Here is a 17,146-nt window from a genome sequence, read left to right on the forward strand (position 1 = left end):
GAAGAAAAGGAAGCCCATGGCAACGACCACACCAGCCGGTGTGCGGGCTCACGCCAAGCACGGAGGGGCCTCCCCCGCGGCCCCCGACGGCGCTCCGATGACGCACCGGCAGATCATGGAGGCGCTCTCCGGGCTGCTGCTCGGTCTGTTCGCCGCGATCATCTCGTCGACGATCGTCACCAACGCCCTGCCGACCATCATCGGCAGTCTGGGCGGCGGCCAGGAGGCCTACACCTGGGTCGTCACCGCGGCCCTGCTCTCCATGACGGCCTCGGTGCCGCTGTGGGGCAAGATGGCGGACCTGGTCAGCAAGAAGGCCCTGGTCCAGATATCCCTGGTCATCTACATCATCGGCTCGGTCGTCGCCGGCCTCGCGCAGAACCCGGCGATGCTGATCGGCGCCCGTGTCATCCAGGGCCTCGGCGCCGGCGGTCTCTCCGCCCTCGTCCAGGTCGTGATGGCCGCGATGATCGCCCCGCGCGAGCGCGGCCGGTACTCCGGCTACACCGGCGCCACCTTCGCCGTGGCGACCGTCGGCGGTCCGCTGCTCGGTGGCGTGATCACCGACACCTCGTGGCTCGGCTGGCGCTACTGCCTGTTCGTCGGGATCCCCTTCGCGCTGATCGCGCTGGTCGTGCTGCAGAAGACGCTGAACCTCCCGGTCGCCAAGCGGAAGGTCAAGGTCGACTGGACCGGCGCCTTCTTCATCACCGCCGCCGCCTCGCTGCTGCTGGTCTGGGTGACGTTCGCCGACGACAAGTACGAGTGGCTGTCGTGGCAGACGTACGCGATGGTGGGCGGCACGGTCGTGCTGGCGCTGCTGTTCGTGTTCACCGAGACGCGGGCGAGCGAGCCGATCATCCCGCTGCGCCTGTTCCGCAACCGCACCGTCTCGCTCGCCTCGCTGGCCTCCCTGTTCGTCGGGGTCGGCATGTACTCGGGCACGGTCTTCTTCTCCCAGTACTTCCAGCTGGCCCGCGACAAGTCGCCGACGATGTCCGGTGTCATGACGATCCCGATGATCGGCGGGCTGTTCGTCGCGTCGATGGTCTCCGGCCGCTTCATCACCAAGACCGGCCGCTGGAAGGGCTGGCTGGTCGCCGGCGGTCTCTTCCTCACCGCCGGTCTGGGCCTGCTCGGCCTGATGCGCTACGACACCCCGTACTGGGAACTGTCCATCTACATGGCCCTGTTGGGCATCGGCGTCGGCACGATGATGCAGAACCTGGTCCTGTCCACGCAGAACCAGGTCACCCCGAAGGACCTCGGCGCCGCCTCCTCCACGGTGAGCTTCTTCCGGTCCCTCGGCGGCGCGGTCGGCGTCGGCGTGCTCGGCTCGGTCATGTCCGGCCGGATCACGCACTACGCCAAGGACACCGTCGCCTCCCTCGACCCGCAGTCGCAGGCCGCCGCCGCCAAGGCCGTCGGCAGCAGCGCGCTCCCCGACATGGACGCCCTGCCGAGCACGGTCCGCACCTGGCTGGAGGGCGCCTACGGCCACGGAATCGCCGACGTCTTCCTCTACGCGGCCCCCTTCGCGCTCATCGCGTTCATCGTCGTGATGTTCATCAAGGAGGTCCCGCTGCGCACCTCCGGCGGCCTGGCGCAGGCGGCCGAGGAGGCCGTGGGCGTGCTGGACGCGGGCGAGTTCCCCGCGTCGGCCGAGGAGAAGGTCCCCAGCTGGGCGGCCAGTACCGAAGGAACCGAGCAACTCGCCGCCGTATCGACGGTGGTGGGGGAGGAGACCGCACCCGTGACCGCATCCGACTCCGTATTCGGTCCCCTGTCCGATCCCGTGTCCGCTGGGATCCCCGTCCGCGGTCACGTCCGCGGCGCCGAGAGCGCGCCCGTCCCGCAGGCCGCCGTCACCCTGATCTCCCTCGGGGGACGCCAGTTGGGCCGCTCGGTCACGCAGGCGGACGGCTCCTACGCGCTGGACGCGCCGAGCATGGGCTCGTACGTCCTGATCGCCTCCGCCGACGGCTTCCAGCCGCAGGCGTCCACGGTCGTCGTCAACGGCCACGAGCCCGTCTCCTACGACGTCCTGCTCAGCGGCACCAGCGGCCTGAACGGGCTCGTCCGGGCGGCCGGGACGGGGCTGCCCGTCAAGGACGCGATGGTCATCGTGACCGATGTGCGCGGCGACCTTCTCTCCACCGGAATCACCGGTGAGCAGGGCGAGTTCGCGTTCGCCGAGCTGGTGCCGGGGGCCGTGACCGTCGCGGTGAACGCCGCCGGGTACCGGCCGCGCGCGCTGCCGGTCGAGGTCGGCGGCACGGGGGTCACCCGGGTCGAGATCGACCTGGACTCCGGCGCGCAGGTCCTGGGCGTGGTCCGGGCCCCGCACGGCCCGCTGGCCGACGCCCGCGTCACCCTCGTGGACGCGGCGGGCAACGTGGTCGGCACCGCCACGACCGGTTCGGACGGGGCGTACGCCTTCACCGACCTGAGCGGCGGCGAGTACACGGTGATCGCGACGGGCTACCCGCCGGTCGCGACCGCCCTCACGGTGAACGGCCGCGGCGCCGACGGCCACGACATCGAACTCGCCCACCCCGGCGAGTAGTTCACCACCCGCCCCGGCCCGTGGAGTGTGTCCCGAGCGGAGGCACACCCCACGGGCCGGTCCCCGTTGTACCGATGGACCGGTTCACGGCAACAAGGCTTTACGGCAAGGGAGTTCAGAGAGACATGGGACTGACCGCGAAGATCCGTACCCGCGACGGATGGGCCGTGTCGCACGCGGTCGTCACGGTGACCGACATGACCGGGGCGCAGGTGCTGCGGGCCGAGGCGGACGCGGAGGGGGCGGTGCGGGACGTGAACCCGCTGGCGCCCGGGCCGTACACCGTGATCGTGACGGCCGTCGGGTACGCGCCCGCCGCCGCCACCGCGATCGTCACCGCGAGCGGGCGGGCCGAGGTCGGCGCGGTGACGCTGGCGCGGCAGGGCGGTACGGAGCTGCCGCCGCCGGGGCCGTGGACGGTCGACCCCGCGCACTCCACGGTCGGCGCAGTCGCGCAGCACCTGGGGATCTCCAGCGTGCGGGGCCGTTTCACCGACTTCGCCGCCACGGTCGAGATCGCGCCGGACGACATCGCCAAGTCCCGGGTGGAGGCGGTGATCCGGGCCGCGTCCATCGACACGGGGAACGGCATGCGCGACGACCATCTGCGCTCGGCCGACTTCCTGGACGTGGCCCGCTACCCGGAGATCAGCTACTCCTCGACGGGTCTGACACCGGCCGGTTCCGACCGCTGGACGGTCTCCGGCGAGCTGACCCTCCACGGTGTCGTACGACCCGTCGACCTCGACCTCGCCTACCTCGGCACCGGGGCCGACCCCTGGGGCGGTACGCGCGCGGCGTTCCGGGCGACCACGGAACTGCACCGCGAGGACTTCGCCATGAACTACAACCAGGTCGTGCAGGCGGGGATCGCGGCGATCGGTACGACGCTCAGGGTCGAGCTGGACGTGCAGGCGGTGCAGGGGGAGTCGCTGCCGCAGGCGTAACGGGGTGGGCTGCGCCTAGGCTGACCGGTATGGCACCGAACATCGCGAGCAACACCTCTGTGTCCCTGGCCGAGCTGCTGGACTTCGTACGGCCCCGGCACCGGGCGATCCTGCTGACCCGGCGGGCGGACGGCAGCCCGCAGGGTTCCCCGCTGACCTGCGGGGTCGACGACTCGGGGCGGATCGTCGTCTCGACCTACCCCGAGCGCGCCAAGACCCGCAACGCGAAGCGGGATCCGCGGGTCAGCCTCATCGTCCTGAGCGACGAGTGGAACGGGCCGTGGGTCCAGATCGACGGCACGGCCGAGGTCATCGACTCACCGGAGTCCGTGGAGCCGCTTGTCGAGTACTTCCGGAACATCTCCGGGGAACACCCGGACTGGGACGAGTACCGGGCGGCGATGGTGAAGCAGGGGAAGTCGATCGTCCGGGTCACGCCTGAGAAGTGGGGTCCGGTCGCCACCGGCGGTTTCCCGGCGCACCTCGCCGAGGGCTGAGCTGGTGCCGGGGGCTCCGCCCCCAGACCCCCATCGGCCCTGAAGGGTCCTCGTCCTCAAACGCCGGACAGGCTGAAAAATACCGGCCTGAATTAAAAGAGGCGGCGGGTGCTCAGGCCGGGGACCGGCTGGTGGTGCCGGCCCGGCTTGAAAGGCCCGGCCGGTCCTCAGATCCGTGACCGGCCGGAGTGGAAAAGGCCGAGCGGTGCTCAAGCCCGCGGCGGATGGAGATTCCGGGCCGACTCGAAAGGCCCGCCCGGTACTCAGGCCGGGGACCGGCTGGTGGTGCCGGCCCGGCTTGAAAGAGGCGGCCGGTGCTCAAGGCAGCGACGGGCTGTCGTTGCCGCCGTCGCTCTTCGTCCCGGACGGGCTGTCCTTGCCGCCGTCTCTCTCGACCATCGCCTCGATGCCCGCCACCAGTAGGTCCAGGGCGAAGGTGAAGTCCCGGTTCATCATGTCCGCTACCGTGTCGCCGCCCCGGGCCGCCATGAGTTGCTTGGATTCCTGTACGACCTCGGCGGTTGTCGGGGCGCCGTCGAACGTGGTCATGGCGTGTTGGAAGTAGTCGTCGGGGGTCAGGCCGGTGTCGGCGACGCGGGCGAAGAAGTGGCCCTCGATGGTGCCGTAGCCGTACACGAACTGGAAGACCGCCGAGATCGCCCCCGTCAGGCCGTGGTCCGGCAGGCCGGTTCGGCGGATCACTCGCTGTACGACGCGGGAGAAGGCCAGCGAGTTCGGTCCGATGTTCAGGAAGGTGCCGGCGAGCGGTGACAGCCAGGGGTGCCGGACGAGCAGGGTCCTGTACTCCGTTGCCAGCATGCGGAGTTGGTCCCGCCAGTCCTCGCCCTCGGACTCCGGATCGGGCAGCCGCAACTCCCCGAAGACGGCATCCAGGGCGAGTTCGAGGAGGTCGTCCTTGGTGTCGACGTACCAGTAGACGGACATCGCGGTCACGTTCAGCTCGGCCGCGAGCCTCCGCATGGAGAACTTGGCCAGGCCTTCGGCGTCCAGCAGTCGTACGGTGACTTCGGTGATGCGGGTGCGGTCGAGTCCGGGCTGCCCTCCAGCGCCGCGCCCGCTCCGGCGCGTCTTCGTCCCAAGCCAGACGCTGGTGCGCGCAGAACGCCCTGACGGCGGCGATGTCTTGGCCATGACGCACCTTCCTCGACTTCCCGATCCCGGCCACTGTAGGCGCCCCATCAGGGGCGCGGGGCTGTGACATGTGCGGCTCCGCCGCGTGGGCGCGACCAGCCACAACGGACCGACAGCGGCCAACGCACCCCCGCCACCCGAGCTAGTGGGCGACCACCATCTCCGAGTCTGCCCGCTCCGCCCGCCACAACAACGCCGCCGCAAGCAACCCCCCGACCAAAACAGCGACCGCCCCCACCAACTGACTGACCTCCAGCGCGGAAGAGAAGGAATCGGTCACCCTCCTCCTCTCCTCGGCCGACGACGCCGCCGCCAAGCCGACCGGCAGGGACACCGCCGCGAACCGAGAACTCAGCACCGCACCAAGAACCGCGACGCCCAACCCGTTCCCGAACTCCCCCAACGTGCCGTTGACCCCGGCCCCGACCCCCGCCTTCTCCGGAGGAATCGCACTCATGATCGCGTGAGCCATCGCCGGATTGGCGATCGCCGCCCCCGCCCCGATCAACACCAGGCCCACCAACGTCCCCGCATACCCCCCGGTGGCGAACGACGCGATCGACACCAACCCCGCCGACATCAACACCATCCCCAGTCCGATGGCCACCGGCGCGCCGAGCCTCGCCGTCCACTTCGCCGCCAGCCCCGAGAAGTTGAGCGCGACGATCACCAGCGCGAGCGGCGCCGTACGGACACCCGCCTCCAACGGGCCGTAGCCGAGGACGAACTGGAGGTGCTGGGTGAGCAGGAAGAGCGAGCCGGCCATGCCGAAGGTGATGAGGACGACCCCGGTGACCGCGCCCGTGAAGCGGCGGTCGCGGAAGAAGTCCAGGTCGAGCATGGGGTGGGGGACGCGGTTCTCCCAGTACGCGAAGGCCGCGAGGACCGCCACCGCCACCGCCACCGTCAGCAGCGCCCGCCCTGACGTCCAGCCGTGCGCCGGGCCCGAGATGATCGCGTAGACCAGCGCGGCCATGCCGACGGTCGAGAGCAGGGCGCCCAGGAGGTCGGGGCGGTCACCGCGCGGGTTCTTGGACTCGGGGACCAGGGCAACCGCCGCCACCAGCGCGAGTGCCGCGACCGGGATGTTGACCAGGAAGATGGCGCCCCACCAGAAGTGGTTCAGCATGAAGCCGCCGAGGAGCGGGCCCGTCGCGAAACCGAGGGCGTTGACCGCGGCCCAGATACCGATCGCCCGCGGCTGTTCCTCGGGGGTGAAGATCTGCATCACGACGGCCAGGGTGGTCGTGATGAGCAGCGCACCGCCCACGCCCATACCGGCCCTCGCGGCGATCAACTGGCCGGTGGACTGGGCGAGTCCGGCGAGCAGCGAGCCCGCGCCGAAGAGCACGAGTCCCGCGATCAGCATCTTCTTACGGCCGTAGCGGTCGGCCGCGCTGCCCGCGGTGAGCAGCAGTCCTGACTGCACCAGCGAGTACGCGTTGATCATCCACTGGATGTCCGCGGTGCCGGCGTCGAGTTCGCGGGTGAGCGAGGGGATCGCGACGTTCAGGACGGTGTTGTCGAGCAGCACGGTGAGCTGGGCCAGGCAGATGACTCCGAGGACGATCCAGCGCTGGGGGTGGCCCTGAAGGGCTTGGGGGCCTGGGGAAATCGGCATGCTGTACACCGTAGAACAGTTCCTGTACGGCGTACAACGGAGATGTCGCGGACACGAAGAGGGGCGGTGACCTTGTGGTCACCGCCCCTGCTCGGTGGAGAACCGTCAGCTGCTCGTCTTCTGCGTCAGGTCGTAGAAGGTGGCCGAACCGACCGTCACCTTCTTGTAGTTCTTCTCGACCCACGAGGAGATCTGCGAGGAGCTGCCCGTGCTGCTGCCGCCGCCCATTCCGGTGCTGCCCGAGATGAAGTAGTGGATCTTGCCGTCCGCCACGTACTTCTTGAACTGCGCCAGCGTCGGCGACGGGTCGGTGCCGTTGAAGCCGCCGATCGCCATCACCGGGTCGCCGGTGGCGAGTTGGTAGCTCGCGGCGTTCTGCGAGCCGATGGACGCGGCGACCCAGGTGTACTCGCCCGCGTCCGTCTGGAGGAGCTTCTTGGCCGCCGAGGTGACCGTCGCGCCGTTGAGCAGGCCGCCGACGCCACCGCCGCCGCCCATGCCGCCGTCGCCGCCGGTCTGGCCGCCGAAGCCGCCGCCCCGGTTCTGGGTGGTGCCGCCGCCGGGTGCGGTGCCCGTGCCGCCGCCGGGCATCGTGCCCGTGCCACCGCCGGGGAAGCCGCCGCCCTGGTTCTGGGTGGTGCCGCCGTTGCCGCCCTGCTGACCGGGCATCGTGCCCGTGCCGCCGGTGCGGTTGCCGCCGCCGAAGCCGCCTCGGCCACCGCCACCGCCCGGACCGCCACCGCCGCCCATCATGCTCGCGCCGGCCGGACCGGCCGTCGGGATGGAGCCGGTGTGTGCGGAGTCGACCGTCGAGAGGGTGTACGCCGCCGGGCCCGCCAGGCCCGCCACAATGCTCAAGCCGACTGCCGCGAGGGCGAGTTGGCGGCCGATCTTCGCCACGAAGATCAGGCCGAGCGCACCGGCCAGGGAGCCGAGGAGGACCAGCCACTTCAGCCAGGGCAGGTAGTCGGAGGTGCGGTCGAGGAGGACGTAGCCCCACACGCCGGCGGCAACTACCGCCGCGGCAAGCGTGATCGACGCCCAGATCTCGCCGCGCTTCTCCCACAGGGAGCCGGCGCCGATGCCGATCACGGCGGCCATGTAGGGGGCCAGCGCGATCGTGTAGTACTGGTGGAAGATGCCGGCCATGTAGCTGAAGACGACCAGGGTCGTCACCAGCGAGCCGCCCCACACGAGCATCGAACTGCGCCTGACCGAGGTGCGGTTGAGCTTGCGCGTGGCCACCAGGCCCGCGACGAGCAGGATCAGCGCGGTGGGCAGCAGCCAGGAGATCTGGCTGCCGATCTCGTCGTTGAACATGCGGTTCCAGCCGGTGGCACCCCACATGCCGGTGCCCGTGCCGCCACCGCCGCCGCCGACACTGCCGGTCTCGTCGCCGCTGAGGCGGCCGAACCCGTTGTAGCCGAAGGTCAGTTCAAGGAAGCTGTTGTTCTGCGAGCCGCCGATGTAGGGGCGCGAGGACGCCGGCCACAGCTCGACGAGCGCGACCCACCAGCCGGCCGCGACGACCAACGCTCCGGTGGCCAGGCCGAGTTGGGCGAACCTCTTCTTCACACTCACCGGCGCGCAGACCGCGTAGACGATGGCCAGCGGCGGCAGGATCAGGAAGGCCTGGAGGGTCTTCGACAGGAACGCGAAGCCGATCGCGACTCCGGCCCACACCAGCCACTTCGTGCGGCCGTCCTCCAGAGCCCGGACGACGAGGTAGCAGGCCGCCGCCATGAGCAACGCCAGTGCCGCGTCAGGGTTGTTGAAGCGGAACATCAGCGCGGCGACCGGGGTGAGCGCCAGCACGGCGCCCGCGATCAGACCGGCCTGGGGGCTGTGCCGACGGCGTACCGCCGCGTAGACGACCGCGACCGTGCCGACGCCCATGAGGACCTCGGGGACCAGGATCGCCCACGAGTTGAGGCCGAAGATACGGACCGAGATCTCCATCGGCCACAGGAACGCCGAGGGCTTGTCGACGGTGATCGCGTTGCCCGCGTCGAGCGAGCCGAACAGGAACGCCTTCCAGCTCTTGCTCCCGGCCTGAACCGCCGCCGAGTAGAACGAGTTGGAGTAGCCGGACGCGCTCAGGTTGTAGAGGTAGAGCAGCGCCGTCGCCAGCAGCATGCCCCAGAACGCGGGGCGCGCCCAGCGCGGGTCCTCGGGCCGGCCGCGCCACAGCCGCCGTCCGAGCGGCTGCTTGGGCTCACCGGACTGGGGGGCCAGGCTGTCCGCGGGCGCCACCGGCTCGTGTACGGCCGTATCCCCGCCGGTGTCGCTGTCACCGGTAGGCGGCCCCCAGGACGAGGGGCTGCCTCCTCCCGGATAGGTCGTCTGATCGGTGTCGGTGGTCATCGGGGGTCCCTCGGATCGGTGTCGTGGGGACGCACCGGCTGCAACCGCATCGTCGCGTCCCTCCAGGTGCCGTCCGCGGCTTCACCGGCGCGGAACTGGGTGGTGGTGTCGTACGACCCCTGGTGGGCCTGGGGCTGCTGCCGCTGGGGCAGCGGGGCGTACGAACCGGGGTAATGCGGGTTGTGCGGGTGCTGCGTCGCCGCCGTCGAACAGGTCGGCGACGAAGGGGAGTTGAGGGCTGCGATGGTCGCGTCCTCGGCGCTGTCGTCGCGGTCCGGGAAGACCCAGGCGCGGAAGAGCAGGAAGCGGAGGACGGTCGCGGCGAGGTTGGCGGCCACCAGGACCGCGAGTTCGGTGGAGTGCGCCGGGTCGCTGCTGGCCGCGTTCAGCGCGGCGAGCGAACCACTGGTCAGCGCGAGGCCGATGGCGAAGACGACGAGGCCCTGCGCCTGGTGGCGGACGGCGCCGCCCCGGCCACGGACCCCGAAGGTGAGGCGGCGGTTCGCGGCGGTGTTGGCGACCGCCGAGACCAGCAGGGCGAGCGCGTTGGCGACCTGGGAGCCGCCGAACTGCCGGAAGGCGCTGTAGAGGACGAGGTAGAAGAGGGTGGAGAGACCGCCGACCACGCAGAACCCGACGAGCTGGCGGGCCAGCCCCTTGGGCACGTCCTGGATGTCGCGGTCGCGCGGGTCGTCGCCGAAGGGCCGCGTGACGCGGTCGAGCGGCAGCGAACCGGAGGCCAGGGCCTTGCCCACGCGCCACACTCCCTTCAGGTCCTCGGTCGCCGTCCTGACGATGTGGACGGTCGAGTTCGGGTCGTCGACCCAGTCGACCGGCACCTCGTGGATACGGAGTCCGGCACGCTCGGCCAGCACCAGCATCTCGGTGTCGAAGAACCAGCCGGTGTCCTCGACGAGCGGCAGCAGCGCCTGGGCCACATCACGCCGGATCGCCTTGAATCCGCACTGGGCGTCCGAGAAGCGGGCCTGCAGCGAGCCGCGCAGGATCAGGTTGTAGGTCCGGCTGATGAACTCGCGCTTGGCGCCACGCACGACACGCGACGAGCGGGCCAGCCGGGAACCGATCGCCAGGTCGGAGTGACCCGAGATCAGCGGCGCCACCAGGGGGAGCAGCGCGTTGAGGTCGGTGGAGAGATCCACATCCATGTAGGCGAGGATCGGGGCGTCCGAGGCGGACCAGACGGTGCGCAGTGCTCGACCGCGCCCCTTCTGCTCCAGCCGGAACGATTTGACCTCGGGGATCTCCGACTCCAGCCGCGCGGCCACCTGAGGGGTGGTGTCGATCGACGCGTTGTCCGCGATGGTGATGCGGAACGCGTACGGGAACGTGCGCTTGAGGTGCTCGTGCAGTCTGAGCACACATGGCTGGAGGTCCTTCTCCTCGTTGTAGACGGGGATCACTACGTCCAGGACAGGCGTACCGGCGTCTCCGGCCGGGAGGTGCTCCCGCGCCGGCAGGGTGCCGGGAGAAGAGTCGGTTCGCATGCCCCGACTCTCGTCAAGCGCCCTGTTGCACCCATGTGGTGGCACTGTGCTGTGCCTGTGAGTGCGATTGCCAATTCGTTTCGGGGGCGGGCGTGGGCACAGCGGGTGCCAGCGCGGGCAGATGCACGGTGAACACAGTGCGTCCGGGAACGCTGTCCACGGTGACGGCTCCGCCGTGCGCGGTCGCGACCGCCTGCACGATGGCGAGGCCCAGACCCGTCGATCCGGTGGAGCGGGAACGCGCCGAGTCGCCGCGCGCGAACCGCTCGAAGACATGCGGCAGCAAATCGGGCGGGATGCCCTGGCCGTTGTCCTCGACGTCCACGCACATCCACGGGCCGCGCCGCTGCACGCGTGCGGTGATCGTCGTACCCGGCGGTGTGTGCTTGCGGGCGTTGCCCAGCAGGTTGATGAGCACCTGCTGGATACGGGCGGCGTCCGCGGACACGAGGGCCGGTTCGTCGGGCAGGTCGAGCCGCCAGTTGTGGTCCATGCCGGCCGCGCGCGAGTCGCTGATGGTGTCCACGACGAGCGGGATGAGGTCGGTCTGGTCGAACTGCAGCGGTCTGCCCGCGTCGAGCCGGGCGAGGAGCAGCAGATCCTCCACGAGGAGGGTCATGCGACCCGCCTCCGACTCGATTCTCCCGAGCGCGTGCTTGGTGTCGGGGCCGGTCTGTTCGCGCCCGCGCCGGGTCAGCTCGGCGTATCCCCGGATGGAGGCGAGGGGCGTCCGCAGCTCATGACTGGCGTCGGCCACGAACTGCCGTACCCGCATCTCGCTCTGCTGTCTGGCGTGCAGGGCGCCGTGGACGTGGTCGAGCATCCGGTTGAGCGCGGCGCCGACCTGGCCGACCTCGGTGTGCGGGTCGGTCTCGGACTCGGGGACGCGTTCGTTGAGGGTGACTTCGCCGGTGTGGAGGGGGAGTTCGGAGACCCGGGTGGCGGTGGAGGCCACGCGGCGCAGGGGGCGGGTGGCCACGCCGACGAGGACGTAGCCGGCGATGGCGGCGGCCACGAGGCCGGCGCCGGTGACGCTGAGCTCGACGAGGATCAGGGTGTTGATGGTGTTGTCGACCTCGGCGGTCGGAACGGCGACGTAGTAACTGCCGCTGTCCCCTGTCTTGTACTCGACGCGGAAGTCGCCGACTCCCGGGATATCCACGGTGTGCTGCTTGTTGTCCTGGGGGACGGAGCCAAGCGCGGCGATCTGGGCCTTGGTGAGCGTCTTCGGGGTCATCTGCAGGTCGCTCGTCTGCTTCACACCGCGGCGGGCGTCGGTGATCGAGCCGTTCACCACCTTGGCGATGATCGTGCCCTGGGGCTGCGGGCCCTTGGTGACGAAGTCCGTGAGGGAGGTCGAGTGGGCCTGCGCCTCCGCCCGCGCCTGCGCGCCCGTCTGCGTCTTCCCGCCGGGCGCGCCGAGGCCGCCCTTGGGCTGCTGGCCGCCGGGCGGCCCGAAGGAACCGGACGCACGCGAGGCCGACTCGTTCAGCTGATCGTCCAGCTGGCCGTACAGATGGGAGCGCAACGCGAGCGTCGTCACCGTCCCGATCACCGCACACACCACCGCGATCAGCGTCACGGACGCGACGACGAGCCGGGTCCGCAGGGTGCGCGGCTTACCCGCTCGTTTCTTCTGCGCACGCGGCCGTCGTCGCCCGCTCATGAGGCCGCGGGCTTGATCAGGTAACCGGCACCGCGCCGGGTGTGGATCATCGGCTCACGACCGGCGTCGATCTTGCGCCGCAGATACGAGATGTAGAGCTCGACCACATTGGCCTGCCCACCGAAGTCGTACGACCACACACGGTCGAGGATCTGCGCCTTGCTGAGTACACGCCGGGGATTACGCATGAGGAAGCGCAGCAGCTCGAACTCGGTCGCGGTGAGGTGGATGCCCTCCCCAGCCCGCGACACCTCGTGGCTGTCCTCGTCGAGGGTGAGGTCACCGACGATCAGCACGGAGTCCGAGCGGCGGTCGGCGGCACCGGAGCGGCGGATCAGTCCGCGCAGCCGGGCGACGACCTCTTCGAGGCTGAAGGGCTTGGTGACGTAGTCGTCGCCGCCGGCGGTGAGCCCGGCGATACGGTCCTCGACGGCGTCCTTCGCCGTCAGGAACAGCACCGGCACCTCCGGCAGCTCCCGGCGCATCCGCCCGAGAACGGTCAGGCCGTCCATGTCCGGCAGCATCATGTCGAGGACGACGGCGTCGGGCCGGAACTCGCGCGCGGTCTGGATCGCGCCGGTTCCGTCACCCGCGCTTCTGATCTGCCAGCCCTCGTATCGGAGGGCCATGGACAGCAGCTCGGTGATCGACAGCTCGTCGTCCACCACAAGCACTCGGACGGGGCTCCCGTCCGGCCTCAGCAGTTCGGTGCGCCCCTGGGGCGAGGTCGTGGTCATAGTGGACACCTTGTCGGAGCCCCCTAAGAACACGCTTTCCGGAGTCTGTGATTTTCCTGAGAAACTCACAGCCGCCACTCAGGGAACGCCTTGGAACCGCTTTCCCAGCGCTCATCCAACGGTCATGGAGCCGTGCATCCCGCCTGTATCCGCCCCGGTCTCCCCTGTATCCGCACGTTCTCCACGCATCACCCGTACCTGCGGGACTCTCAGCTCGCCCTCACCGTGCGAACAGCCGCGCCCCGTTGTCGTGGCAGACCGCGCGCAGCCAGTCGTCGCCGAGGTCCAGTCGCTCCAGGGCGTGCAGTTGGTGCAGGTAGGGATAGGGGATGTTCGGGAAGTCGCTGCCCAGCAGCACGCGGTCGCCGAGGGCGGCGAGCCGGGGGAGGGCGGCGGGCGGGAAGGGCGCGAGGCGTTCGCTGAAGTCCGTGAACGACATCGTCGTGTCCAGCCGCACCTCGCCGTACCGCTCGGCCAGGTCCAGGAAGTCCTCGTACTCCGGCATCCCCATGTGCGCGATCACCAGCCGCAGCCGGGGGTGCCGGGCCAGCACCCGCCCGACCGGCTCGGGCCCGGTGTGCTTGCCGGGCGCGGGACCCGACCCGCAGTGGATCACCACCGGCGTCCCGCTCTCGGCGAGCAACCCCCAAGCGGGGTCGAGGAGTTCGTCGGCCGGGTCGTACGCCCCGACCTGCACATGTGCCTTGAACACCCGTGCCCCGGCATCGAGGGCTCGCCGAACGTAGTCCTCGACTCCCGGCTCCGGGAAGAGAGTCGAGGTGTGCAGACAGTCGGGCGTCCGCGCGGCGAAGTCGACGGCCCACCCGTTGAGCCACTCGGCCATCCCGGGCTTGTGCGGGTAGAGCATGGCGGTGAAAGCGCGTACTCCGAACTCCCTTATCAGCGCGACCCGTTCCGCCTCTTCCTTCCGGTAGGTGATCGGCCACTCCAGCACTCCGCCGGTCGCCGGCCCGAGCGCGTCGAAGTAGTCCCAGACCTTGCGCAGCACCCGCTCGGGCATGAAGTGGGTGTGCACGTCGATCAGCCCGGGGAGCCCCAGCCGCCGCCAGAACGCCCGCACTTCGAGCGCTTCGGCAGCTTCACCTGCTTCGGCAGCTTCACTTGCTTCGGCCGCTCCAGTCGCCTCAGCCGCTTCGGCATCCACGTCTTGATCCTCCCTATCGCACCGGGCCCTGCTCATCCACATGGAAGTCGGGCGTCCCCAGAAACACGTCGGCGGTCACCGGCCCATAGGCGATGTTGAAGGTGTCGAGCCAGTACGACCAGTCCTGCATGCCGGCCGCGCTGCTGAAGCGGTAGTTGAGCTGCCACCGGACCCACTGCCCCGGCAGGAGCCGCACCGCCGGGGGTCTGCGGGGCCTGGGCGGCAGCCCGAACAGCGGCTCCACGCGGGGGAGTACCCGCAACCGCCCGTCCACCCGGCGGAGTTGGACGTCGACGTTCTTCAACTCCGCTCGGCCCTCGACCGGCGTGAAGTCCTCTCCCTCACGGATTTTGACGGTATGGGCAAGCGGTACCCGCTTCTCCAGCGGCGCCACCCCGCCCGGCAGGGCGAACCCGACCGGCACCGCGTTCCTCCGGGCGGCGGCCTCACCGCCACGCGACCGCTTCGTCCAGGAGGTCCGGACCCACTGGACGGTGACGGGGACTTCCGGGCCTTTCATGACGACTCCCTCCGCGCCCGCTTCCCGTACTTCCCGATACCTACTTTGGCTGCCCGCTGCCCGCTTCCCGCACAGCCCGGCGACTACGGCGGCTGCCCGATCCCCCTCTCCCCCGTCATGTTCTTCGCGGTTCCGCAATGGGGCCGCTGGCCTGCACGATCCCGCCTCCCACACCTACCACGACAAATGCCGGGCCCGGGGGAAAGCCTCACACGCAAGCCCTCCTCCGCCTTGCCCGACAACGCGTCAACGTGCTGTTCGCGATGCTCCGCGACGGCACCTTCTACGAACCCCGCCTCCCCGAAACCGCCGTCGCATGACCAGCTCAGCCTTGACGAAGGACATAGGGGCACCCCCACCGTCCGATGACCACCCCGGCCGCCGCCCCATAACCCCGGTCACCGCAGCCCGGCCTCAGAACAATCCCTCCTGCACCCCCGGCACTTCCCGCCTGAACTCCCGTACCGGCACGGTGAATCCACCCGTGTCACCCTCGGAGGAACCCGCCGGGATCAGCTCCCATCCCGTCATCAGCCGGGTGTCCAGCACGACCACACCCCGCTGGGTCGCAAGGTGGAGGTCAGGTCCCGCCGCCGCGACGACCTCCCCGCTCACCATCCCGCCCGCGACCAGCCCGCTCACCTCGCCGACGGGGGCCGGGAGTCCCGCGAGGCCGAAGGCGTCGACGTGGTCCACGGGTCGGTACGGCTCGCGGTGGAGCGACTCCGGCCATTCGGGCAGCGCGAGGGCGCGGGCGTGCAGGTCGGCGATCTCGGCGGCCCGCTCCACGGCCGAGGCCGGCAACGCGGAACGGACGGCACGCTTCTCGCCGTAGGGAATCCGGTCCGGGACCCGTAGGGCGGCGCGCAGCAGTTCCTCCGAGCGGCGGGCCGCCATCAAAGGGCCGAGGCCCAGCCAGCTGAAGCAGACGGCGCCCTGTTCAAGGAGCCGCGCGGAGCCGCGTTCTTCGGCGGTGATGCCGACCTTGAGCAGGCCGGGGCCGAACCAGGCCAGGTACACGTGGTACGGCCGCGGGTCGTCCGCGATGGTGTCGGCGGCCACCGAGTGCGCCCGGTCCAGTCGCGCGCACTCCTCGCACCGCGCCCCCGTACTCCGCTCCGGCACGGCCGCCCGCACCGGGCAGGCGTGCCCCCGCGCCCCCACGCATGTCCGCCCGCCCCCTTCCGCGACCTCGAAGGCCACCCGCTTCCCCCGGGGCAACGGGCTCCCGCGCCCGCCGTCCCACTTCAGCTCAGGACCGTCCACAGCCCACCGCAGTCCCGAGCACTTCCATGTCCGTGCCATCGCTCACGAGACTAGACGGCGGCACTGACAACCGCGTCAGCCTGCGGTTTCACCGGCCGGGGCGGACCCGCGAGGCACGACCGCGATCGCGCGCTCCTCGGCCGTGTACTCCTCGGCCGGCCGCCCCCGCCCCGCCAGCCGGCACCCGACACACCCGGCATGCCCCGCCCGCGCCGACGGGTCCCGCACCCGCATCCCCCACTGCTCCCGGTCCCGCCGCCCCGGCGGCTTCCCCCACCCGGTGAGATGGAGCGCCCACGTCACCAGGACGCTCACCGCGACGATCCCCAGCCCGACCCCGATCAGCGGGGCGGAGACCGCGCACACCCCCACCCCGGCGACGGTCGACCCGACCGTCGCGATACCGAATCCGGTCCAACCCGCGACCGTATGCCCCTCGTCATACTGATGTGCGCTCATGCGTCGACCTCCCTGGAACTCCGAACGGGGCCCCGCAGACCCCATCGGGATTTATCTCATCACCTAAGAAGTTTAGAGCAGAAACCTCTCACGAACTAAGGCAATAACCATGCAAGCCAAGCCTCGCCCCACCTCCACCCCGGCCCAGGCGCTGGACGCGATGGACTCCCTCATCGCCACCGCGCAGCTCGGCCAGCAGGAAATGGCCGAGCGGCTGGGCCTGAACGTCACCGATCTCGTCTGTTTCGCCTACGTCATCAGGTCCGGTGAGCACCTCCTCACCGCGGGCGATCTCGCCGCACACGTCCACGTCACGACCGGCGCGGTGACCGGCATCCTCAACCGCCTGGAGCGCGCCGGTTTCATCACCCGCGTCCCCGACCCGGCCGACCGCCGCCGCGTCCGCGTCGCCTCGGTACCGGCCGCGGTGACCCGTGTCGTCGCGCTCTACGGCCCCTACTACGACCGTCTCAACGCCCAGTTCGCCGACTACTCCCCCGCCGAGATCGCCGTACTGAACGACTGGTTCACGCGGACGTCGACGCTGGCGCAGGACTACATCGAGGAACTCCGGGCGCGGGACAGGGGGGTAAACCCGACCCCGTAGGTACAGCCCACTCCCCCCACGGTCCGGGAGACCGCTCCATCGTGCCCGGAACCGTACGACGGCATCGTTGACCT

At 70.3% G+C, this 17,146-nt stretch carries 14 protein-coding genes and 1 pseudogene; 5 read left to right on the top strand and 10 right to left on the bottom strand.

The features are described 5' to 3' along the window. Positions 1–16: 16 nt before the first annotated feature. From OG226_RS24625 to OG226_RS24635, 3 genes are all read left to right on the top strand, one after another. On the top strand, positions 17–2,566 hold the full coding sequence (locus tag OG226_RS24625; RefSeq protein WP_329350045.1) for an MFS transporter: 2,550 nt from the start codon (positions 17–19) through the stop codon (positions 2,564–2,566). A 125-nt stretch (positions 2,567–2,691) separates the two neighbouring features. Further along, positions 2,692–3,513 carry a YceI family protein gene (locus OG226_RS24630; protein WP_329350046.1) on the top strand — a complete coding sequence of 274 codons (822 nt, stop codon included), beginning with the start codon at positions 2,692–2,694 and terminating at the stop codon, positions 3,511–3,513. Between the two features lie 29 nt (positions 3,514–3,542). Then, positions 3,543–4,010: a PPOX class F420-dependent oxidoreductase gene (locus OG226_RS24635; RefSeq protein WP_329350048.1), complete on the top strand. Its 468-nt coding sequence runs from the start codon at positions 3,543–3,545 to the stop codon at positions 4,008–4,010. 318 nt (positions 4,011–4,328) lie between these two features. On the opposite strand, the gene OG226_RS24640 is transcribed toward OG226_RS24635, so the two are convergent. The 8 genes from OG226_RS24640 to OG226_RS24675 form a co-directional block, all read right to left on the bottom strand. After that, positions 4,329–5,162: a TetR/AcrR family transcriptional regulator gene (locus OG226_RS24640; RefSeq protein WP_328681685.1), complete on the bottom strand. Its 834-nt coding sequence runs from the start codon at positions 5,160–5,162 to the stop codon at positions 4,329–4,331. Between the two features lie 142 nt (positions 5,163–5,304). Then, the gene (locus OG226_RS24645; RefSeq protein ID WP_329350051.1) at positions 5,305–6,783 is read right to left on the bottom strand and encodes an MFS transporter; all 1,479 of its coding nucleotides are present in this window, start codon (positions 6,781–6,783) and stop codon (positions 5,305–5,307) included. 105 nt (positions 6,784–6,888) lie between these two features. Beyond that, positions 6,889–9,147 (bottom strand): glycosyltransferase family 39 protein, encoded by a 2,259-nt coding sequence (locus OG226_RS24650; protein WP_328681681.1) that lies wholly within the window; start codon positions 9,145–9,147, stop codon positions 6,889–6,891. Then, positions 9,144–10,652, bottom strand: coding sequence for a bifunctional glycosyltransferase family 2/GtrA family protein (locus tag OG226_RS24655; protein ID WP_328681679.1), 1,509 nt, complete (start codon positions 10,650–10,652; stop codon positions 9,144–9,146). Before OG226_RS24655 ends, OG226_RS24650 begins: the two co-directional genes overlap by 4 nt. 13 nt (positions 10,653–10,665) lie before the next feature. After that, a complete protein-coding gene (locus OG226_RS24660; RefSeq protein ID WP_329350053.1) occupies positions 10,666–12,318 on the bottom strand; it encodes a sensor histidine kinase in 1,653 nt (550 codons plus the stop codon). Then, positions 12,315–13,055: a response regulator transcription factor gene (locus tag OG226_RS24665; protein WP_328681676.1), complete on the bottom strand. Its 741-nt coding sequence runs from the start codon at positions 13,053–13,055 to the stop codon at positions 12,315–12,317. The genes OG226_RS24660 and OG226_RS24665 overlap by 4 nt, the downstream gene beginning before the upstream one ends. A gap of 220 nt (positions 13,056–13,275) precedes the next feature. Next, positions 13,276–14,220: an amidohydrolase family protein gene (locus tag OG226_RS24670; protein WP_443044794.1), complete on the bottom strand. Its 945-nt coding sequence runs from the start codon at positions 14,218–14,220 to the stop codon at positions 13,276–13,278. A 13-nt stretch (positions 14,221–14,233) separates the two neighbouring features. Further along, positions 14,234–14,740, bottom strand: coding sequence for a hypothetical protein (locus OG226_RS24675; protein ID WP_329350055.1), 507 nt, complete (start codon positions 14,738–14,740; stop codon positions 14,234–14,236). Positions 14,741–14,897: 157 nt separating this feature from the next. Here OG226_RS24675 and OG226_RS24680 point away from each other — a divergent pair. Beyond that, positions 14,898–15,060: pseudogene (locus OG226_RS24680) on the top strand (IS110 family transposase); the annotation flags it as partial. Between the two features lie 94 nt (positions 15,061–15,154). On the opposite strand, the gene OG226_RS24685 reads toward OG226_RS24680, so the two are convergent. Both OG226_RS24685 and OG226_RS24690 read right to left on the bottom strand, forming a co-directional pair. Continuing rightward, complete coding sequence (locus OG226_RS24685; RefSeq protein WP_329350057.1) at positions 15,155–16,045, bottom strand: DUF2797 domain-containing protein; 891 nt, start codon at positions 16,043–16,045, stop codon at positions 15,155–15,157. Positions 16,046–16,081: 36 nt separating this feature from the next. Then, the gene (locus tag OG226_RS24690; protein ID WP_329350058.1) at positions 16,082–16,465 is read right to left on the bottom strand and encodes an HGxxPAAW family protein; all 384 of its coding nucleotides are present in this window, start codon (positions 16,463–16,465) and stop codon (positions 16,082–16,084) included. A 109-nt stretch (positions 16,466–16,574) separates the two neighbouring features. Here OG226_RS24690 and OG226_RS24695 point away from each other — a divergent pair, with 109 nt between their 5' ends. Then, positions 16,575–17,072 (top strand): MarR family winged helix-turn-helix transcriptional regulator, encoded by a 498-nt coding sequence (locus OG226_RS24695; protein WP_329350059.1) that lies wholly within the window; start codon positions 16,575–16,577, stop codon positions 17,070–17,072. Positions 17,073–17,146: the final 74 nt, after the last annotated feature.

The organism is Streptomyces sp. NBC_01261, assembly GCF_036226385.1.
GTDB lineage: Bacteria > Actinomycetota > Actinomycetes > Streptomycetales > Streptomycetaceae > Streptomyces.